This is a genomic window from Cytobacillus citreus, from assembly GCF_018343665.1.
Classification (GTDB): domain Bacteria; phylum Bacillota; class Bacilli; order Bacillales; family Cytobacillaceae; genus Cytobacillus; species Cytobacillus citreus.
This window is the reverse complement of record NZ_JAGYPM010000003.1, coordinates 774,558-796,152: the sequence shown is the minus strand read 5'-3', so window position 1 is coordinate 796,152 and position 21,595 is coordinate 774,558. Positions and strand designations below refer to the sequence as shown.

The window sequence follows — 21,595 nt, the reverse complement described above, 5'->3', positions numbered from 1 at the left end:
TGATATTAAGGCGTTTATAACCTTATAATGAAGATAAAGGAATTATAGAAAAAGGGTGAACGTCTTGGCTACTAAGCATGAACAAATATTGCAATATATCGATGAACTGCCTGTAGGAGAAAAAATTTCAGTAAGACAAATCGCCAAGGCAATGACTGTAAGCGAAGGTACTGCCTATAGAGCTATTAAGGATGCAGAAAATAAGGGATACGTCAGTACGATTGAACGAGTAGGTACGATTAGAATTGAACGTAAAAAGAAAGAAAATATTGAAAAGCTTACTTTTGCTGAAGTGGTAAATATTGTCGATGGGCAAGTGCTGGGTGGGAGAGATGGCTTGCATAAAACACTGAATAAATTTGTAATCGGTGCCATGAAGCTTGAAGCCATGATGCGGTATACAGATGCTGGAAGTCTTCTCATAGTCGGGAACCGAACTCGTGCACACGAACTTGCTCTTAAAGCGGGGGCAGCAGTTCTTATTACGGGTGGATTTGATACGGATGATCATGTAAAAAAACTAGCGGATCAACTGCAGCTGCCTATCATTTCTAGCAGCTATGATACGTTTACAGTAGCTACGATGATTAACCGTGCGATTTATGACCAGCTTATCAAAAAGGAAATCATTCTTGTTGAGGATATTTTAACCCCTCTTGAAAATACGGTGTATGTCAAAACAACTGAAAAGGTTTCAGATTGGCTTCAATATAATAGTGAAACAAAACATAGCCGCTTTCCTGTTGTTGATAAAAATTTAAAGGTATGCGGCATGATAACATCTAAAGATATTATGGGTCATGATCACGAAACCCCAATTGATAAGCTCATGACAAAAAATCCAATGACAGTAGGAAAAAAGACAAGTGTGGCATCGTCCTCCCATATGATGGTATGGGAAGGGATTGAAGTACTGCCTGTAGTTGATGATTCTAATAGACTAGAAGGGATTATCAGTAGACAAGATGTGTTAAAAGCATTGCAAATGATTCAACGGCAGCCTCAAGTAGGTGAAACCATTGATGACATTGTGACAAATCAGCTTGTATTAACTAGAGGGAAAACAAAAGGTGATGATGTGTATCGTTGTGAAGTGACACCACAAATGACAAATCATCTTGGTACAATCTCGTATGGCGTTTTTACAACGATCGTATCTGAAGCAGCCAATAGAGTATTAAGAAATTATAAAAAGGGAGATCTTGTAGTAGAGAACATGACAATCTATTTCCTAAAACCAGTACAAATTGAAAGCATGCTTGAAATATATCCGCGAGTGCTAGAAGTTGGCCGAAAATTCGGAAAAGTGGATGTAGAAGTATATAACGAAGGTATCCTAGTAGGTAAGGCTATGATGATGTGTCAATTGATTGAAAGATAAGCCGTTCCCTTAGGAACGGCTTTAAAACATATTATTCTCTAGCTTCTTGAGCTGCAAGCGGTAAATAAAATTTATAGCTTTTAATGCCTCCATATATTGAAAAGCTTCCTAAAAGGATGAAAATCCCAGCTACTATATAAGTAATAGTGTCACCATTTAAAAATAGCTGATTAATTCCAAAAAGGGCTACAAAAACTCCTAGAGCAATGCTGGATTTAGAAGAAATCCATTTTCTTTCTGCAGGACGTCGTTTACAGCGTACATATTTTACTTTGTAGTATAGATAAAATGAAAATGAAATCGTGATTAAAATAACTAACACTGGCATAATAGAATAACCTCCATGATTCGGCACTTTGATTTTATTTTAACGGTTAATTCGAGAAAATGCCATTACTTGTTCATTTACTTTTTTTATTCATGTATTATGTAATAAAAAAATTCTCGATGATAAAGGAGCAAACAATGAAAGAACATATTTTAGAAGTGATAAAAGAATATGAAACAATCATTATTCATAGACATGTGCGGCCAGATCCAGATGCTTATGGCTCTCAAGGAGGGCTAGCCGAAATCCTTAAAGCATCATTTCCGGAAAAAAATATATACACGGTTGGGAAGGAGGAAGAAACATTACATTATCTTCGAAGACTTGACCAAATTCCCAATGAGACTTATAAAGGGGCTTTGGTCATTGTTTGTGATACCGCAAATGCTGAAAGGATCTGTGATGATCGTTATCATCTAGGTGATAAGTTAATAAAAATTGACCATCATCCAAATGTAGACCCTTATGGGGACATAATGTGGGTTGATACGGATGCCAGCTCTGTCAGCGAAATGATATATGAATTTTATCTAGCTGGAAAAGATAGAGGTTTAAAAATGTCAAATGAAGCAGCCAGACTATTATTTGCAGGAATTGTTGGGGATACAGGCAGATTCCTTTTTCCAAGCACGTCAGATAAAACATTTGCTTATGCAGGAGAGCTTATTCATTATGATTTTTCTCGCCCAGAGTTATTTGACAAAATGTATGAGCTATCACCGAATGTTATTAAATTAAATGGCTATGTACTCCAAAACTTTGAAACGAAAGAAAACGGTGCCGTCGCGATGGTTTTAAGGAAGGAATTATTGGAGGAATTTCAAGTTAGTGCATCTGAAGCATCCCTTCTTGTCGGAACATTAGGAAATATTAAAGGGATTAAAGCTTGGGTTTTCTTTATTGAGGAAGAAGATCAGATAAGGGTTCGGCTCCGTTCTAAAGGCCCAATTATCAATGAAATTGCTAGAAAATATCGAGGCGGCGGTCATCCGCTCGCTGCAGGAGCTTCCATCTATTCTTGGGATGATATGGGATTAGTCATAAAGGATTTAGAAGAAGCTTGTAAAAAATAAAAATTGCCCGGCAGCAACGCCGGGCATAGTTTCTATTTTTATTCTAGTTTAATTTCCAATTGAATCGATAAAGTTGTATAAATGACCATTTTTTTTACCTCAAGACTGTAACGTTTATCATTTACCTTAAAGACCTTATTCTCGATTATCTTTTCTATTAAATCACTGCTTTTATCAACAGTTTCAATATCTTTAGCCCTCATCATGTTGATGTCTTCTTGAATTTGATGTTCAATTTCAAAAACGCTGTAGGAGTCCAATTTATATTTTTCACTGTTTTTAATCTTTATTTTTATATCTTGAACGGTTAACTTCTCACGATTCTTTTTATTAAGCTCTTTAAATTCTTCCTGCCAAATTTTTTTATCTTCTTTAAGATCATATATTTCTTCAGCTTGCATTTTAATCAGGTGACTATATTTCTCCTGCCATTCACCGAAAATAAACAAAAAAACAGTCCAGCTTATAATACCTCCGATTGCTGCTCCAGCTAAAAATCGCTGCCAGGAAGGCCGACGGTAATATGGAGGAATCCTCATGGTGAAATCTGCTCCTGAGCGAGCCAATTTATGAGCATAGCGGCAGTTTGCGCACCTCCAAGAGCAGAGAGGATTAGTAAAAATTGCTTAAATAAATCCTTAGTTTGCCCATCTAAGAATCCCTTCTCGAAGCTGTAAACAGTATCAAATGTCCCTCCGATTGCAGCAATGATGGCCCAAATCCGAATCAAATTAGATATCCTTATTACTTCAGTTAAAGGAGGCTTTCCTGTTAGAAAGGCAGCGAGCGCCCCAATGATGGATCCACCAATAACAACACCCAATGCAATGAAATAGCTTTCTATTAATGATACGAAAAATGGTTGGTCATTCATCTTCTATCATCCTTACTGCAGAAATATGTTCCCTTTAATTCTCCCCTGAAAAAGATACACTGTTACTACATCATATGGACAAACCTTTTAAAATATGATCATTTACGAAAAGCATTTTTCATTCACAAAATAGAACATATTTTCCTTTTTTCTATAATCGTCCTATAATATATTCAATAGTAGAAGAATTAAGGGTGTGAACGAATTGTCATTTATTCACCTTCATGTATATAGTGCGTATTCCTTGTTAACTAGTACTGCACCTATTGAGCAATTGGTTGCAGACGCAAAGCAAAAAGGTTTTTCCTCACTAGCATTAACCGATCGTAATGTCATGTACGGTGCGATTGCTTTTTATAAGGAATGCTTAAGGCAATCAATCAAGCCGATCATGGGCTTAACAGTTGATGTACTTAGTGAAATAACTCCTTCTAATGCCTATCCGCTCGTCCTTCTTGCCAAAAACAAAATAGGATTTCAAAATCTTATAAAGATTTCAAGTGTTGTTCAGACGAAATCTCATGAGGGAATTCCGATGAAATGGCTTAAAGCGTATTCAAATGGTCTAATTGCCATCAGCCCTGGAATGGAAGGGGAAATCGAGCAGTATTTGAGACATGATGATTATGATAAAGCAAAAGAAGTGGCGGAATTATATAAAGGATTGTTTGAAAAAAAACATTTTTATCTCTCCCTGCAGAATCATCGTATTGATCAAGAAGTAAAAATACTTCCTAATTTAGTTCGTATTTCAGGTGAATCAGACATAGAAATAGCGGTAACGAATCAAGTCTATTATTTATCAAAAGAGGATGCATTTGCGCAAGGTTGCCTGCTAGCAATAAAAAATGGTGAGAAAATACAGGATGATGCTAGAGAACATCTAAATAGTGATGAATACCACTTAAAGACTTCAACTGAAATGGTAGATTTGTTTTTGGAATATCCAACGGCTCTGGAAAACACATTGAAAATTGCTGACAAATGTAATGTTAGTCTTGAACTTAATCAGCAACACTTGCCTAAGTACCCAGTTGATAAGGGTACAACTGCTGACGAGCTGTTAGAGGAGATTTGTTGGCAGGGCTTTAAAGAAAGATATTCAACTATTCGTGATGAGCATCAAAAAAGATTATCATATGAACTTCAAATTATTAAAAAAATGAAGTTTAGTGCTTATTTCTTAATTGTTTGGGATTTTATGAGGTTTTCAAGAGAGAATGGGATTTTAACAGGGCCAGGTCGGGGATCGGCAGCTGGATCGATGGTAGCGTATGTTTTGTATATTACGGATGTCGATCCTATTGAGCACAAGCTGTTATTCGAGCGCTTCCTCAATCCAGAGCGTATTTCAATGCCGGATATTGATATCGACTTTCCGGATCATCGAAGAGATGAAGTAATCAAATATGTTTCCAACAAATATGGAGATATACATGTTGCACAAATCATCACATTTGGAACACTTGCGGCTAAGGCTGCAGTACGTGATGTAGGACGAGCTTTCGGGTTAAATCCTAAGGAATTGGATAATCTTTCGAGGAGAATTCCATCTAAATTAGGTATGACGCTTAAAGATGCTTATAAGGAATCTGAAGCGTTAAGAATGTTTGTAAAGGAGTCAGATTTTAATCGTAAGCTATTTGAAACAGCACTTAAACTTGAAGGCTTGCCAAGACATACTTCCACACATGCTGCAGGTGTTGTAATTAGTGAGAAGCCATTAGTAAATGTCATCCCAATCCAGAATGGCCACGACGATGTTTATCTAACTCAGTATTCGATGGAGCATTTAGAAGATGTCGGTTTATTAAAAATGGACTTCCTTGGATTAAGAAATTTATCCTTGATAGAGAATATTTTAACTTCGATCAAAAGAAAAACAGGAAAAGAAATCAAGATTAAAGAGATTCCACTAGATGATGAAGCAACCTTTGCGTTATTAAGCAGAGGAGAAACGACTGGTATTTTTCAGCTTGAAGCCCAAGCAGTCAAAAGAGTTTTAACGAGACTTAGACCTACCTGCTTTGATGATATAGTGGCTGTTAACGCTTTAAATCGTCCGGGCCCTATGGATAATATTCCATTATTCATTGAAAGAAAGCATGGGAAGCAAAAGGTTACATATCCACATCCTGATTTAATTCCAATCCTAGAGAATACGTACGGTGTCATTGTTTATCAGGAACAGATCATGCAAATAGCGGCAAAAATGGCAGGATTCACATTAGGAGAAGCAGATTTACTAAGGAGAGCAGTCAGCAAGAAGCAAAAAGAGGTACTTAACAAGGAGCGCAGTCATTTTGTAAACGGGGCATTGAACAATGGGTATAACGAAAAAACAGCGAATGAAATTTATGATTTAATCGTTCGCTTTGCAAACTATGGCTTTAACCGAAGCCATGCTGTCGCCTATAGCTTCATTTCTTATCAGTTAGCGTATTTAAAGAGTCATTATCCATTACATTTTATGGCTGCCCTTCTAAGTTCAGCTATAGGAAATGAGGACAAGGTTTCACAATATATTCGAGAACTTAAACAAATGAATATTAAAATACATCCTCCCTCTATCAACAATAGCGGCTATACATTTTTAGTAGAAAAAGATGCGATAAGATACAGTTTATCAGCCATAAAAGGTCTTGGTGTGTCTACGTTAAAGGAAATATTTAGTTCGAGGAAAAATAAAAAATTCGACGATTTATTTGATTTTTGTATTAGAGTATCTTCTAAAGCGATTAATCGTAAAGTGATGGAGGCATTCATACATTCAGGAAGCTTTGATGAGTTTGGACAAGACCGGGCGATACTTCTTGCAAGCCTTGATGCAGCAATAGATCATGCCAATTTATTGAAGTCTGATGACGAACAAATTGATTTCTTTGCAGATGGTGATTTTTTTCCAAAGCCGAAGTATACAGAAGTAGACCCAATTCGCTCAGAGGATAAGCTTTCGTTTGAGAAAGAAGTGCTAGGACTGTATCTTTCAGATCACCCTGTTTCCATATATGAACAGTATTTATCTCTATTAGGTGCAAAGCCGCTTTATCATTTGCAGTCGAACACGAAAAAAGCGAAAGCTGTTGTATATTTGACAAATATCAAAAAAATCCGAACGAAAAAAAATATACCTATGGCCTTTTTATCTGTCAGTGACCAAACAGAGGAAATAGAAGCAGTTGTGTTTCCTACTACATTCAGCAAGTTTTCATTTCTTTTAAAACAAGGAAATATTCTTGTTATTGAGGGTAAGATCGAAGAAAAGGATGGGAAACGTCAATTTATTATTGATAAGTGTGAAGATGTGAAAGCGGCTATAGAAGAGGAAGAAAATAAAGACCCTGTATTGTATTTAAAAATTACAAAAGAAAATGAAAATACAGAAGTTCTTCATTTCTTAAAAAAATTATTTGGTGAAAATGAAGGAAACATTCAAGTTGTGTTATATTATGAAAGCACAAAAAAGAGCATTCGTTTAGGTGAAGAGGATATGGTAAATCCTAGTGAAAACTTTATCCAAAAAATTAAAGCATCCCTGGGCGAAAATAATGTAATTCTAAAGAAATAGGACATTTTTCTACTCATGATTATACTTTACAACATGATCAAATATGATATATTTGTAAAAAGAGAACTGGTCTGACCACTATAATAAGTAGTGGAGATGATTGTTATGAGGTTTACATATTAACCGGTTACCATTATTTAAAAATAGCAACTAAGGGATTATTCACGAATAATAGTAATCCAAAGGAGAGAAACTAGATGACTTTACGTGAAGAAGCTCTTCACATGCATAGAGTGAACAAAGGAAAACTGGAATCAAAGTCCAAAGTACCTGTGAGGGATGCTAGGGACTTGAGTCTCGCCTACTCACCTGGTGTTGCTGAGCCTTGTAAGGAAATTTATGATAAGCCTGAAACAGTATATGAATATACGATGAAAGGCAATATGGTTGCAGTGGTTTCAGATGGAACAGCTGTACTTGGTCTTGGCAATATTGGACCAGAAGCTGCTCTACCTGTTATGGAAGGAAAAGCTGTTCTTTTTAAAAGCTTTGCAGGGGTAGATGCCTTTCCAATTTGTTTAAATACTACAGATATTGATAAAATAGTTGAAACAGTTAAGTTACTAGAACCGACATTTGGTGGAATTAATCTGGAGGATATTGCTGCTCCAAATTGCTTTGCTATTGAAGAAAGATTAAAGAAAGAAGCAAATATTCCTGTCTTCCATGATGATCAGCATGGAACTGCTATTGTAACGGTTGCAGGACTCGTTAATGCACTAAAAATAACAGGAAAAAAAATGAATGAAATTCGTGTAGTTGCCAGTGGTGCTGGTGCTGCTGGTATTGCCATTATTAAACTTCTCTATACTTATGGTGTTCGGGATATTATTATGTGTGACACAAAGGGTGCAATCTTCGAAGGTCGTCCACAAGGAATGAATGAAGTAAAGAATAATGTTGCGAAATTTACGAATCGTGATAGATTGCAAGGAAGTTTAGCTGATGTGATTAAAGGTGCAGATGTATTTATTGGTGTGTCTGCAGCAGGTGCATTGACATCAGAAATGGTTAGTTCGATGAATCAAGACCCAATTATATTTGCAATGGCAAATCCAACACCAGAAATTATGCCCGAGGAAGCAAAGGCTGCTGGAGCAGTTGTAATTGGAACAGGAAGATCAGATTTCCCAAACCAAGTAAACAATGTCCTTGCATTCCCTGGGATTTTCCGTGGTGCATTAGATGTTCGTGCGACTCATATTAATGAAAGAATGAAGATTGCAGCTGTAGAAGCGATTGCTGGTCTTGTAAAAGAAAGCGAACTGAATGCAGATTATGTCATTCCAGGTCCTTTTGACCCAAGGGTGGCTCCTGAGGTTGCCGCAGCAGTGGCTAAATCAGCTATGGAAACAGGTGTAGCGCGAATCAAAGTAGATCCAGAAGAAATTAAAGAAAAAACACGAAAACTCGCAGTTATTGGGAAAAGTGAGTGATCCTTAATCGTGAGTCAACATCAAAAAGATTCAAAGATTTATGTTGAAATTGTAAAAGAATTAAGAACGATGATTGATAGAGATGGATTGAAGCCTGGTGATAAATTGCCTTCTGAACGTGAGCTATCGGAGCGCCTGATTGTAGGGCGCTCTTCCGTTCGTGAAGCATTGAGGGCTCTTGAACTCCTAGGTTTAATTGAAACGAGAAGGGGAGAAGGAACCTTTATTCGTGATTTTCAAGGAAACCAGCTTGTACAATTGTTAAGTACCTTTATATTGCAAGATGAAAAGGCGAAAAAGGATATAGTAGAAACAAAAAATTTAATTGAAATGGACTGCTTGCTGTTAGCTCAAAATAAATCAAATGACGATCAATTGTTGAGCTTCAAAAGCTGGGCAGATACTGCAGTCTTTACAGATGACGAGTTTTTCCTGAAGGTTGCTTTGCTAGCAGACAATCATCTTTTTCTTAGAATTTGGACAATATTAAAAGACTATTATAATTCATTAAAAATGGACAAGGTAGAAACGACAAAGCTTGAGTATATGAATGTAATAAATAAATTGTTATCCAGACAAAGAGTAGAACTTAGGGAAGCCTATAGAAGCTTAAGAAAAATGTCGAATGTTTAACGACAGTTTTTTGCAGATTTTGTAGCTTTTTTATTTTATATTAAATAGGATAGACAAGCCTTTGACTGTATGACTTTTATTTTTAAATAGTGGTCTGACCACTATCACGTATTTTCTCTTTTGTAACTTATTATTAGCTATTTTTCTTTATTTATTGTTTAAAGTCATGCACAGTTATAGATAGAACTGGGAGGTATAACCTTGCTTAAAGAGATTTTTTCAAAACCAAAAAAGAAGAAATATGCAACAATCCCTTCGGAAACAGCCAAGCAGGATGTACCAGAAGGAATTATGACGAAGTGTCCGAACTGCAAAAAGATTATGTATACAAAGGAATTGATCAAAAATTTAAAGGTTTGTTTTCACTGCCAATACCATCATTCAATGAACTCAAAAGAAAGGCTGGGAAGCTTCCTAGATGAACAAAGTTTTGAAGAATTGAATGCTGGTATGATATCGGAAAATCCGCTGAATTTTCCGGATTATATTGAGAAGATTGAAAAAGACCGTAAAAAAAGTGGGATAAATGAAGCGGTTGTGACTGGAATTGGTGCGGTAGAAGGGCGAAAAGTGGTCGTGGCCGTTATGGATTCTACCTTTCGAATGGGGAGCATGGGATCCGTAGTAGGTGAGAAAATAACCCTTGCTATTGAAAAGGCAGATGAGTTATCCGTTCCGTTTATCATTTTTACAGCATCGGGTGGAGCTCGGATGCAGGAGGGTGTACTCAGTCTCATGCAGATGGCTAAAACGAGTGTTGCTTTGAAAAGATTTAGTGACAATGGCGGATTGATTATATCGATCATGACACATCCAACAACAGGTGGTGTATCAGCAAGCTTCGCATCTTTAGGTGATTATAACTTTGCGGAGCCTGGCGCATTAATTGGCTTTGCTGGAAGAAGAATCATTGAGCAAACGATTCGTGAAGAATTGCCAGAAGATTTTCAGACTGCTGAATTCCTATTAAAGCATGGACAATTAGACGCTGTAATCTCTAGACTTGAATTGAAAGAAAAGATTGCAATGATTTTATCTATACATCAACAAGGGGGTGACCTCGAATGGTAGGAGAACTAGAATTTGAACGTCCAGTTACAGAACTAAGAAAAAAAATAGCAGAGCTAAAAGAATTTACAAAAAATGCTGATGTTGATTTATCAGCTGAAATAGAGAAATTGGAAGCTCGATTAGAAAAATTAGAAAAAGATATTTATGAAAATATGAAACCGTGGGATCGAGTACAAATTGCCCGCCATCCTAGGCGCCCAACAACTTTGGATTATATTTCACTCCTCTTCACTGATTTCTTTGAATGTCATGGAGATCGAACTTATGCTGATGATGAGGCAATTGTTGGTGGGATTGCTAAATTTAAAGGGCTTCCTGTAACGGTAATAGGCCATCAGCGTGGGAAAGACACAAAAGAAAATATTCGTAGAAATTTTGGAATGCCTCATCCTGAAGGATATCGTAAAGCATTAAGATTAATGAAACAGGCTGAAAAATTTAGACGTCCAATCATCTGCTTTATCGACACAAAAGGGGCATACCCTGGAAAAGCAGCGGAAGAACGCGGGCAAAGTGAAGCGATTGCTAGGAATTTATTTGAAATGGCTGGTTTAAAAGTACCTGTTATATGCATCGTAATTGGAGAAGGTGGAAGTGGTGGTGCGCTGGGACTTGGAGTTGGAAATCATATTCATATGCTTGAAAATTCAACCTACTCGGTAATATCACCAGAAGGTGCTGCGGCCATTCTATGGAAGGATGCCTCTCAAGCTAAAAGGGCTGCGGAAAGTATGAGAATTACGGCTCCTGATCTAAAGGAATTAGGTGTTGTAGATGAAATCATCCCTGAAGTTAAGGGTGGAGCACATAAAAATGTAGATGAGCAGTCAAAAAATATTGAAAATATACTACTATCATCTCTAAAAGAGCTTAGACGATTATCTGAGGGCCAATTAGTCGCTCATCGATATGATAAGTACAAAGCAATTGGAGAATATTCTTTTTTAAAGGAATTTATTGGGGTAAAATAAGAACGTGCTATTAAAGCACGTTTTTATTTTTTTACTTCCAGATACGCTACTATACACATTAATTACACGCTCAAACGGATTAAGTTGTGATAGTTGTATCTTCATGGTATTTTAGAGATAAACCAACATAATGAAAGAATTTCTGTATAATTGGTAGATTTATACTATGTATTTTATTAATACCAGCATAGTACTCATTGTGATTTTTATCCCGCATTAACGGGCAGTAATACTCCCACCTCAAAATTCAGCGAAATCAAAGAAGTTAGGTGGGAGATAAACTGCCCGTAAAAGCCCGACGACGGACAGGATGTCCTAGTCAGGCGAAAGCCACAGGACGTGGCGTTTTGAGCGTGATTGGTTCAACTAATAATCAGTGGGGGATGAAGAAAACCCCCACTGATTAAAGTTTCACTTTATTAAACATAGTACTTCACACAATTTACATATGAGCTCAATAAGGACAAGATCCGAAGAAAAAGCATGGTTGATGTCTTCTTTCGAAAATATAAATTAAGAGGTGGGAGATATGAAACGAATTGGTGTGCTTACGAGTGGTGGAGATTCTCCGGGAATGAACGCCGCTATTCGTGCAGTTGTTAGGAAGGCGATTTTTCACAATATCGAAGTTTATGGTATATATGGGGGATATTCAGGTTTAATAAGCGGAAATATAAAAAAACTTGAGCTTGGATCTGTTGGAGATATTATTCATCGCGGCGGAACAGTGCTTTTCTCTGCGAGATGTGAGGAATTCAAAACAAAAGATGGCCAACAAAAAGGGATTGAACAATTAAAGAAGAATGGAATTGATGGATTAGTTGTTATTGGGGGAGATGGATCTTATCAAGGAGCTAAAGCACTAACTGAGCTTGGATTCCCTTGTATAGGTGTCCCAGGAACAATTGATAATGATATTGCAGGGACACAGTATACAATCGGTTTTGATACAGCAATTAATACAGTAATTGACGCTATTGATAAAATTCGAGATACGGCGACTTCACATGAAAGAACATTTATTATTGAGGTGATGGGAAGGAATGCTGGAGATATTGCTCTTTGGGCAGGGCTTGCAGGGGGAGCAGAAACGATTCTAATCCCTGAAGAGAATTATAATATGAATGAAATAGCACAAAGATTAGTAAAGGGGCATGAACGTGGGAAAAGACACAGTATCATTATTGTGGCAGAAGGTGTAGCGACAGGGATGGAATTTGCGAAGCAAGTTGAAGAGGCGACAAACTTTGATACGAGAGTGTCCGTCTTAGGACATATGCAGCGAGGTGGGTCACCAACGGCATTCGATCGTGTTCTAGCAAGCAGACTTAGTGCAAGAGCGGTAGAGCTTCTTCTTGAAGGTAAAGGAGGACGCGCTGTTGGGATCGAAAATAATCAAGTCGTTGACCATTATTTAAGTGAAATCCTAGGAACGAAGCATTCAATCGATCTTACTCTTTATAATTTATCAAAAGAGCTTTCGATTTAAATTGTTCTTTATTTAAGAAAAGTGAGGCAACGGCACAATCCGATCTCAATAATTTGGGAGCCGCAGCTATCACATTGAGGAGGAATCATTATGCGTAAAACAAAGATCGTTTGTACAATAGGGCCAGCAAGTGAAAGTGTGGAGAAATTAATTCAGTTAATTAAAGCTGGAATGAATGTTGCACGATTAAATTTTTCTCACGGAAATTTTGAAGAACACGGGCAACGTATTAATAATATTCGGGAGGCAGCAAAACAAACAGGGAAAACAATAGCGATTCTATTAGATACGAAAGGTCCAGAAATTCGTACACATAATATGAAAGATGGCGCAATTGAATTAATGGCTGGAAACGAAATTATCGTATCGATGAAAGAAGTAGAGGGAACTGCAGACAAGTTTTCTGTTACATATGCAGAATTAATTGATGATATCGAAATAGGTTCAAAAATATTACTTGATGACGGCTTGATTGCACTAGAAGTCATCAATATTAATCATGCATCAAAGGAGATTTCTACCAAAATTTTAAACGGTGGGACATTAAAAAATAAAAAGGGTGTAAATGTTCCTGGAGTCTCTGTTAATTTACCGGGTATTACAGAAAAGGATGCACAGGATATTCTGTTCGGAATTGAACAAGGAATTGATTTCATTGCTGCATCTTTTGTTCGCAGAGCTTCAGATGTTCTGGAAATTAGACAGCTATTAGAAGAGAATAATGCCTCGCATATACATATTATTCCTAAAATTGAAAATCAGGAAGGGGTCGATAAGATCGATGAAATTCTTGAAGTTTCAGATGGCTTAATGGTAGCAAGAGGAGATCTCGGTGTAGAAATCCCAGCTGAAGAGGTTCCTTTGGTACAAAAGCAATTAATAAAAAAGTGTAATGCACAAGGAAAACCGGTTATTACAGCAACACAGATGCTGGATTCCATGCAGCGTAATCCTCGTCCGACTCGTGCGGAAGCAAGTGATGTAGCGAATGCTATTTTTGATGGTACAGATGCAATCATGTTATCAGGTGAAACCGCTGCGGGATCCTATCCTGTTGAAGCTGTACAAACGATGCATAATATTGCTTCTCGAGCTGAGTCGGCGTTAGCACATAAAGAAATTCTATCTTCTCGCAGTAAAGATAATGAACATAATATCACGGATGCTATTGGTCAATCTGTTGCACATACTGCTCTTAATTTAGGTGTAGATGCGATTATCACTCCGACTGAAAGCGGCCATACAGCGAGGATGATTTCAAAATACCGTCCAAAGGCTCCAATCGTTGCTGTTACATCAAATGATTATGTATCACGACGCCTTGCATTAGTGTGGGGAGTTTATTCTTGTATTGGAAAAAAAGCGACAACTACAGACGATATGCTAGACACAGCTGTTGAAGAAAGTTTAAACAGTGGAATCGTATCCTCTGGTGATTTAGTTGTGATTACAGCTGGAGTCCCCGTAGGTGAGACTGGAACAACGAACTTGATGAAAATTCATGTAATAGGGGATATCGTTGCAAAAGCTCAAGGAATTGGACGTAAATCTGCATTTGGAAAGGTTGTTATTGCACGAAATGCAGAAGAAGCAATCTCAAAAGTTACAGAAGGCTCGATATTAGTTACAATTGGATCTGATCGAGAAATGGTACCAGCTATAGAGAAATGCAGTGCCCTCATTACTGAGGAGGGTGGGCTGACTAGCCATGCAGCAGTAGTGGGATTAAATATTGGCATTCCGGTTATAGTTGGGGTTGAAAATGCAACAAGATTATTTAAAGATGGTCAAGAAATTACAGTAGATTCCAATCGTGGTGTTATATATAACGGACACGCTAGTGTACTTTAATAGGTGATAGCATGCGTTATATTGTCATAATCATGATTGCTGTTCCTGCTGCCGAGATTGCAGTATTACTCTTATCAGGTAAAATTATTGGAGTTTGGCCGACAATAGCTTTAATTCTATTTACTGGAATATTAGGTGCCTACTTAGCTAAAAAGCAGGGGCTTGAGACGATAAGAAGAGTAAATGAGCAACTTCAGCACGGCCATATGCCAGGTGATGCTATTTTGGATGGAATTTGTATTCTTGTCGGTGGCATATTGCTGCTCACACCTGGATTTTTAACGGATATTACCGGACTGCTTATGCTTGCCCCACCAACGAAGCTCTTTTTCAAAAAACTAATTTTAAAGGAGTTTCGAAAATGGATAGAAAAAAATACCTTTACAATCATTAGGTGATTGTAATAAAATGGCCACTCTTTTGCTCTAAAAGAGTGGCCTTGTAATATTTGTTTAAAATATGTCTTTAAAATCCTTGGCTTTTATTATTCATGAAAATCCTCATAAAATAATCTTATGCTTCGCTACCTTTAATAAATGCCCATATATCTCGGAATACGTTCGCTTTATGAAGAGTCGTAATAATCACAAGAGTCACTGGTCCGACAATTAAACCTAAAAATCCTATTAGCTTAAATCCAATAAATAAGGCAATTAATGTTGCAAGCGGATCAAGTCCAATACTGGATGAAAGTATTTTTGGTTCCATTATCTGACGCTGAACAAGAACGATTGTATATAATACCCCTAATCCAATAGCCATTCCAATATCTCCAGTAATTGCTTCATAAATAATCCATGGAACAAAGACTAACCCAGTTCCTAAATATGGTATAACATCGATAATTCCCGTTATTAATGCGATTGTAATGGCATAATCAATGCGTAATATTAACAAACCTATTAAGATAATGACTGTGGTAAGGGAAATGAGTGTAGCTTGAGCTTTAATAAATCCAAATAGAGCTTTTTTCAAATCTAAAAACACAGTGATACCGCTTTTTTTAGCTCGGTTAGGAATAAGCTTGCTTCCCAAGGTGGATAGTCTATACCAATCCTTACTAATAAAAAATGTCCCTAATAAAGAGAAAATCAGAACGCTCCCTGCATTTGGAAACCAAGAAATAATTTTGGGGATTTTCCCAAAAAAGTCTTGGATAAATGCTCCAACAGTAGAACCGATCTCTTTACCGACACTTTCTATATTCGCTAAGATTGTATCCTGCTGTCCAGTACCTAGATTAACAAATATGCTTGTTATCTTATTATATAATGGAATAATTTGTGCAGCAAAGAATTGCTCAGTGTAATCAATTAATGTATCAAGATGATCAGGAACAACTTTCGCTAAATATTCTGTCCCTGAAACAATTTCTACTATTAAGAGAGTAATCAGACCAGCAAAAATAGAAATTAATAAAACTAGGCTTATTACTACTGAAAGTCCTCGCGGTATCCTACACTTATGTTGTAGGAAATTAACGAGAGGATTTATTAGAAATGCAATAGCAAATGCTATTATAAAAGGATAGGTTAACTTTGATAAATAGAAAAAGCTCATGAAAAATAAAACAATGCAACCAATAACAATTAAAAAACGTATCGTTCGATTAATGTATATAGGGTTCAATTAGGTTCCTCCCTTATGTAGCTTAAATAAATAATCTTCTGCTGGTCTTTTCGCTTATAAATGAGAAGATCTATCAATTCAAATGGAATGTTCTTTGAAAAATATTTTACCATTTTCATGCAGCATATTCATCTAATAGATACGTATCAAGATCTAAAAGGATTCAATTAAGATTCTAGATTAGTAAAAAATTTATTATAATTATTTTGGGTTAATCGATGAATAAAAATTTTTACATTTTTAATAATTCTAATGCTATGTTAGGATAATATCGGAAGGATGGTAATTATTTGATTTCCCAATCATTCATTTTTTTGTTGCTTTTATTAGTTATTGGAGCCATTGCTAAAAATCAATCCATATTAATTGCTGTTATTGTACTCATGATTCTAAAGCTTATCGGATTTGATTCGAAAGGCTTTTCATTCTTACAGTCTAAAGGAATAAATTGGGGAGTAACGATCATTACTATTGCAGTTCTTGCGCCGATTGCAAGCGGAGATATCGGGTTCAAGGAGTTAATAGCTTCATTTAAATCCCCCTATGCGTGGATTGCGTTAATATCTGGAGTAGCTGTTGCATTACTAGCCAAAGGTGGAGTTACGCTGTTAAGTAAAGATCCTGAAATTACAACTGCTCTGGCATTAGGAACGATTTTAGCAGTTTCATTATTTAAAGGAGTTGCGGTTGGACCATTAATTGGTGCAGGTATTGCTTACATGGCGATGAAAATATTTGAATTCTTTAAGTGAATATTCTTGGCTAATAGGAATGATATTATTAAAGTAGAAAGATAAATTTGAGTTCTGATTAAATTACAGCTTTGAAAAACGCATAAGAAAATCGAAGAATTTGCAAAAAAAGAGCTTGCCGCATGGTAAGTTTTTCTAGTATATAAGAAATATTAATAATTCTCCATAAGATAAACTTATGTATTTTTAAAAAAATATTAATTAATTCTTATTTTTCGTCGCTTTCCATTCACAAAAGTCTGATAATTGTTTATAATAGGACTTGAAAGTGCAACCTTTCTCATAGAGCTAAATGAAAGCTAGTTTTACTAAATTAGTTCTATTATATATATTGAAAATTGTAAGCATTTTCTTTCTGTCATGTTACCGAGCAGTCGCTCGATTTTTTACAACTCCTAAATGTTGATTTATTATAATTAGGAGAGTTTCAAATGGTTGCCTTTTAATTTTATTAATTTGGTCTGTGGTTCGGACTTTTTAGTCGGCTTTTATGGCGATTATTAGCCTATAAATCTCAGATTGTTTTTTACTAATAGAGTCATGAGATTAAGAACATGATTTACAGACAAAATGGGTATGGGGAATATTTATCCCGCATTAACGGGCAGTAATACTCCCACCTCAAAATTCAGCGAAAGCATAGAAGTTAGGTGGGAGATAAACTGCCCGTAAAAGCCCGATTGGTTCAACTAATAATCAGTGGGGGATGAAGAAAACCCCCACTGATTAAAGTTTCACTTTATTATGTAAAGGAGAGATTCAGTATGACAGTAACACGCGGTCTTGAAGGGGTAGTGGCTACAACATCATCTATCAGCTCAATCATTGATGATACATTAACATATGTCGGATATGATATTGATGATTTAGCTGAAAATGCAAGTTTTGAAGAAGTAATTTATTTGCTTTGGCACAGACAGCTTCCGAATAAAGTTCAACTAGAGGAACTAAAAAATCAATTAGCTGAAAATGCTGAATTACCAAAAGAAGTTTTGGAACATTTTAAGATGTATCCTATCAACAAAGTACACCCGATGGCTGCACTTCGTACGGCTGTGTCTCTTTTAGGCTTATATGATGAAGAAGTAGATTTAATGGATAAAGAATCAAACTATAAAAAAGCAATTCGTCTGCAAGCGAAAATGCCAGCAATTGTTACTGCATTCGCACGGATAAGAAAAGGTCTAGAACCAATTGCTCCAAGAAAGGACCTGTGCTTTGCCGCGAACTTCTTATACATGCTATCAGGAAAAGAACCTGAAGCAATTGCAGTTGAAGCTTTGGATAAAGCATTAGTTCTACATGCTGATCATGAATTAAATGCGTCAACATTTACGGCTCGTGTTTGTGTAGCTACTTTATCAGATGTATATTCAGGGGTTACATCTGCAATTGGTGCTTTGAAAGGACCATTACACGGTGGTGCCAATGAAGCAGTTATGAACATGCTTTCTGAAATTGGTACACTTGAAAACGTAGATACTTATATTCGTGAAAAGCTAGAAAAGAAAGAAAAAATTATGGGCTTTGGTCATCGAGTTTATCGCAAAGGTGACCCAAGAGCTAAACATTTAAGAGCAATGTCTCAAAAATTAACAGAGCTGACTGGTGAACCACATTGGTTTGAAATGTGTACACAAATTGAAAGCATCGTAACTGGTGAGAAGAATCTGCCGCCAAATGTTGATTTCTATTCTGCATCTGTTTATCATAGCTTAGGAATTGATCATGATTTATTCACGCCAATCTTTGCTGTAAGCCGTGTATCTGGATGGCTTGCTCATATTCTAGAGCAATATGAGAACAACCGTTTAATCCGTCCGCGTGCAGAATATACAGGACCTGGTATGCAAAAGTATATACCGATTGAGCAAAGAGGATAAATATCTAAAAAAAGAGTAATTTACGCTATTTGAAAAAATTGCTGTAATATAAAGAGAGCAGATAAAGGTTAGGGGCAATCGCCATCTAACCTTTGATTCTGATAAATAGCTTCGATACCCCTAAATAGGTCTTTTCCAGGGGATAAGTCATGCTGTTAAAAAATGGAGGGAAAAAACAATGCAAGGTGAAAAAATCACGGTTAGTAATGGTAAATTAAACGTTCCAAATAATCCAATTGTCCCATTTATTGAAGGAGACGGAACTGGTCCAGACATTTGGGCTTCTGCTTCTAGAGTATTGGATGCTGCTGTAGAAAAGGCATATAATGGCGAACGTAAAATTGTCTGGAAGGAAGTATTAGCCGGAGAAAAGGCGTTCAATCAAACAGGTGAATGGCTTCCTTCTGAAACATTAGAAGTAATTAATGACTATTTAATCGCCATTAAAGGTCCACTAACAACTCCAATCGGAGGTGGTATTCGTTCATTGAATGTTGCACTTCGCCAAGAATTAGATCTATTTGTGTGTCTGCGTCCAGTACGCTGGTTTGAAGGAGTACCATCACCTGTAAAGCGTCCACAAGATACAGATATGGTTATTTTCCGTGAAAACACTGAAGATATCTATGCAGGAATTGAATACGCAAAAGGCACTGATGAAGTGAAGAAATTAATCTCTTTCCTTCAAAATGAATTTGGTGTTAATAAAATTCGTTTCCCTGAAACTTCTGGAATCGGCATTAAGCCTGTATCAGAAGAAGGTACAAGCCGTTTAGTTCGTGCAGCAATTGAGTATGCTATTAAAGAAGGACGCAAATCACTTACGCTTGTACACAAGGGCAATATTATGAAATTTACTGAAGGCGCATTTAAAAACTGGGGTTATGAGTTAGCTGAAAGAGAATATGGGGATAAAGTATTCACTTGGGCACAATATGACCGTATTAAAGATGAGCAAGGCGTTGAAGCAGCGAATAAAGCACAAGCTGATGCAGAAGCTGCTGGTAAGATTATCGTAAAAGATGCGATCGCTGATATCTTCTTACAACAAATTCTTACTCGTCCAAATGAGTTCGATGTTGTAGCAACAATGAACCTAAATGGCGACTATATTTCTGACGCACTTGCTGCACAAGTTGGAGGAATTGGTATTGCTCCTGGAGCAAACATCAACTATGTTACTGGACATGCAATCTTTGAAGCAACACACGGAACTGCTCCAAAATACGCTGGCTTAGATAAAGTGAATCCTTCATCTGTAATTTTATCAGGTGTGTTAATGCTCGAACATCTAGGATGGAACGAAGCTGCTAACATGATTGTGAAATCAATGGAAAAATCGATTGCTTCTAAAGTTGTTACTTATGACTTTGCCCGCTTATTGGAAGGTGCAACTGAAGTGAAATGCTCTGAATTTGGTGATGAATTAATTAAGAATATGGAGTAATATATTTAATGGAGACTGTTCTTAAAGCTGCGCAGGCTTAAGATCGCCGCGTCCTCACAAAAGCTCTGCTTTTGGTCGTGCGATATATTGCGGACTGAGCTTTCTATGTCATGTGGCAACATCTGCACTGGCACATCCTGTGCGCCACAGCTCTCCTTACATCTTTACCTTACACGATATTTCTAAGGGGGAACTCGAAATGTCATTAAAGCGTAAAAAGATTTCTGTTATTGGCAGCGGTTTTACAGGAGCAACAACTGCTTTCCTACTAGCACAAAAAGAGCTTGGTGATGTCGTACTCGTTGATATTCCACAAATGGAAAATCCTACAAAAGGTAAGGCTTTAGATATGCTTGAAGCAAGTCCTGTTCAAGGCTTTGATGCAAATATTACAGGAACTTCAAGTTATGAAGATACGGCTGACTCTGATATCGTTGTTGTAACAGCAGGTATTGCACGTAAGCCGGGTATGAGTCGTGATGATTTAGTTCAAACAAACCAAAAAATCATGAAAAGTGTTTCACAAGAGATTGCAAAACACTCCCCTAATTGCTTTATTGTTGTATTAACAAATCCTGTGGATGCAATGACTTACACTATTTTTAAAGAGTCTGGTTTTCCTAAAAACCGTGTAATTGGACAATCTGGAGTTCTTGATACTGCTCGCTTCCGTACATTTGTTGCTCAAGAATTAAATCTTTCAGTAAAAGATATTACTGGATTTGTTCTTGGTGGTCATGGGGATGATATGGTTCCTTTAGTACGTTATTCTTATGCTGGCGGTATTCCGCTTGAAACTTTAATTCCGAAAGATCGTCTTGATGCAATCGTTGAACGTACTCGTAAAGGCGGCGGAGAAATTGTGAACCTGCTAGGAAATGGTAGTGCATACTATGCACCAGCAGCTTCTCTAGTAGAAATGTGTGAAGCAATTCTTAAAGACCAGCGCCGTGTCCTTCCTTCCATTGCTTATCTAGAAGGCGAGTATGGTTACGAAGGAATTTACTTAGGTGTACCAACCATCCTAGGTGCTAACGGTATTGAAAAAGTGATCGAACTTGAACTTACTGCAGATGAAAAAGCAGCTCTTGATAAGTCTGCTGAAGCTGTACGCAGTGTTATGGCTGTATTAGCGTAATATTTATACCAAAATAAAAAAATTCGGGAATGAGCACTCCCGAATTTTTTTATTATTTATCTTTTTTGGAT

The 21,595-nt window shown here is 36.8% G+C and carries 18 protein-coding genes; 14 read left to right on the top strand and 4 right to left on the bottom strand.

Features of this window, described 5'->3' with window-relative positions; genetic code table 11:
• Window positions 1-64: 64 nt before the first annotated feature.
• Window positions 65-1,381 carry a CBS domain-containing protein gene (locus KHA94_RS15485; RefSeq protein WP_213103018.1) on the top strand — a complete coding sequence of 439 codons (1,317 nt, stop codon included), beginning with the start codon at window positions 65-67 and terminating at the stop codon, window positions 1,379-1,381.
• Window positions 1,382-1,412: 31 nt separating this feature from the next.
• Here the strand turns inward: KHA94_RS15485 and KHA94_RS15480 are convergent, their stop codons facing one another.
• The gene (locus KHA94_RS15480) at window positions 1,413-1,709 is read right to left on the bottom strand and encodes a YtpI family protein (protein ID WP_213103017.1); all 297 of its coding nucleotides are present in this window, start codon (window positions 1,707-1,709) and stop codon (window positions 1,413-1,415) included.
• Between the two features lie 137 nt (window positions 1,710-1,846).
• On the opposite strand from KHA94_RS15480, the gene KHA94_RS15475 reads away from it, so the two are divergent.
• On the top strand, window positions 1,847-2,782 hold the full coding sequence (locus tag KHA94_RS15475) for a DHH family phosphoesterase (protein WP_213103016.1): 936 nt from the start codon (window positions 1,847-1,849) through the stop codon (window positions 2,780-2,782).
• Window positions 2,783-2,820: 38 nt separating this feature from the next.
• On the opposite strand, the gene ytrI is transcribed toward KHA94_RS15475, so the two are convergent.
• Entirely contained in the window at window positions 2,821-3,321 is a 501-nt protein-coding gene (gene ytrI / locus KHA94_RS15470) for a sporulation membrane protein YtrI (RefSeq protein ID WP_213103015.1), read from the bottom strand.
• Window positions 3,318-3,656, bottom strand: a complete 339-nt coding sequence (ytrH, locus tag KHA94_RS15465) for a sporulation membrane protein YtrH (RefSeq protein WP_213103014.1) — start codon at window positions 3,654-3,656, stop codon at window positions 3,318-3,320. Before ytrH ends, ytrI begins: the two co-directional genes overlap by 4 nt.
• Window positions 3,657-3,861: 205 nt before the next feature.
• Between ytrH and dnaE the strand changes: the two genes are divergently transcribed.
• The 8 genes from dnaE to KHA94_RS15425 all read left to right on the top strand — a co-directional run bounded on the left by dnaE (window position 3,862) and on the right by KHA94_RS15425 (window position 15,073).
• Entirely contained in the window at window positions 3,862-7,224 is a 3,363-nt protein-coding gene (gene dnaE / locus KHA94_RS15460) for a DNA polymerase III subunit alpha (RefSeq protein ID WP_213103013.1), read from the top strand.
• A 197-nt stretch (window positions 7,225-7,421) separates the two neighbouring features.
• Window positions 7,422-8,660, top strand: a complete 1,239-nt coding sequence (gene ystJ / locus KHA94_RS15455; protein WP_213103012.1) for an NADP-dependent malic enzyme — start codon at window positions 7,422-7,424, stop codon at window positions 8,658-8,660.
• 69 nt (window positions 8,661-8,729) lie between these two features.
• Window positions 8,730-9,293, top strand: a complete 564-nt coding sequence (locus KHA94_RS15450) for a FadR/GntR family transcriptional regulator (protein ID WP_249365552.1) — start codon at window positions 8,730-8,732, stop codon at window positions 9,291-9,293.
• A 201-nt stretch (window positions 9,294-9,494) separates the two neighbouring features.
• On the top strand, window positions 9,495-10,364 hold the full coding sequence (gene accD / locus KHA94_RS15445) for an acetyl-CoA carboxylase, carboxyltransferase subunit beta (RefSeq protein WP_213103010.1): 870 nt from the start codon (window positions 9,495-9,497) through the stop codon (window positions 10,362-10,364).
• On the top strand, window positions 10,358-11,335 hold the full coding sequence (gene accA, locus KHA94_RS15440) for an acetyl-CoA carboxylase carboxyl transferase subunit alpha (RefSeq protein ID WP_213103009.1): 978 nt from the start codon (window positions 10,358-10,360) through the stop codon (window positions 11,333-11,335). The genes accD and accA overlap by 7 nt, the downstream gene beginning before the upstream one ends.
• 529 nt (window positions 11,336-11,864) lie before the next feature.
• Window positions 11,865-12,824 (top strand): 6-phosphofructokinase, encoded by a 960-nt coding sequence (gene pfkA / locus KHA94_RS15435; RefSeq protein WP_213103008.1) that lies wholly within the window; start codon window positions 11,865-11,867, stop codon window positions 12,822-12,824.
• 90 nt (window positions 12,825-12,914) lie between these two features.
• Window positions 12,915-14,675: a pyruvate kinase gene (gene pyk / locus KHA94_RS15430; protein ID WP_213103007.1), complete on the top strand. Its 1,761-nt coding sequence runs from the start codon at window positions 12,915-12,917 to the stop codon at window positions 14,673-14,675.
• 11 nt (window positions 14,676-14,686) lie between these two features.
• Window positions 14,687-15,073, top strand: a complete 387-nt coding sequence (locus KHA94_RS15425) for an FxsA family protein (RefSeq protein ID WP_213103006.1) — start codon at window positions 14,687-14,689, stop codon at window positions 15,071-15,073.
• Between the two features lie 115 nt (window positions 15,074-15,188).
• Here KHA94_RS15425 and ytvI read toward each other — a convergent pair whose 3' ends face one another.
• A complete protein-coding gene (gene ytvI, locus KHA94_RS15420; RefSeq protein ID WP_213103005.1) occupies window positions 15,189-16,304 on the bottom strand; it encodes a sporulation integral membrane protein YtvI in 1,116 nt (371 codons plus the stop codon).
• 290 nt (window positions 16,305-16,594) lie between these two features.
• Here ytvI and KHA94_RS15415 point away from each other — a divergent pair, with 290 nt between their 5' ends.
• The 4 genes from KHA94_RS15415 to mdh all read left to right on the top strand — a co-directional run bounded on the left by KHA94_RS15415 (window position 16,595) and on the right by mdh (window position 21,524).
• Window positions 16,595-17,056 carry a DUF441 domain-containing protein gene (locus KHA94_RS15415; RefSeq protein ID WP_213103004.1) on the top strand — a complete coding sequence of 154 codons (462 nt, stop codon included), beginning with the start codon at window positions 16,595-16,597 and terminating at the stop codon, window positions 17,054-17,056.
• Between the two features lie 764 nt (window positions 17,057-17,820).
• Window positions 17,821-18,939, top strand: a complete 1,119-nt coding sequence (gene citZ, locus KHA94_RS15410) for a citrate synthase (protein WP_213103003.1) — start codon at window positions 17,821-17,823, stop codon at window positions 18,937-18,939.
• Between the two features lie 178 nt (window positions 18,940-19,117).
• Window positions 19,118-20,386, top strand: a complete 1,269-nt coding sequence (gene icd, locus KHA94_RS15405; protein ID WP_213103002.1) for an NADP-dependent isocitrate dehydrogenase — start codon at window positions 19,118-19,120, stop codon at window positions 20,384-20,386.
• 199 nt (window positions 20,387-20,585) lie between these two features.
• Complete coding sequence (gene mdh / locus KHA94_RS15400) at window positions 20,586-21,524, top strand: malate dehydrogenase (protein ID WP_213103001.1); 939 nt, start codon at window positions 20,586-20,588, stop codon at window positions 21,522-21,524.
• Window positions 21,525-21,595: the final 71 nt, after the last annotated feature.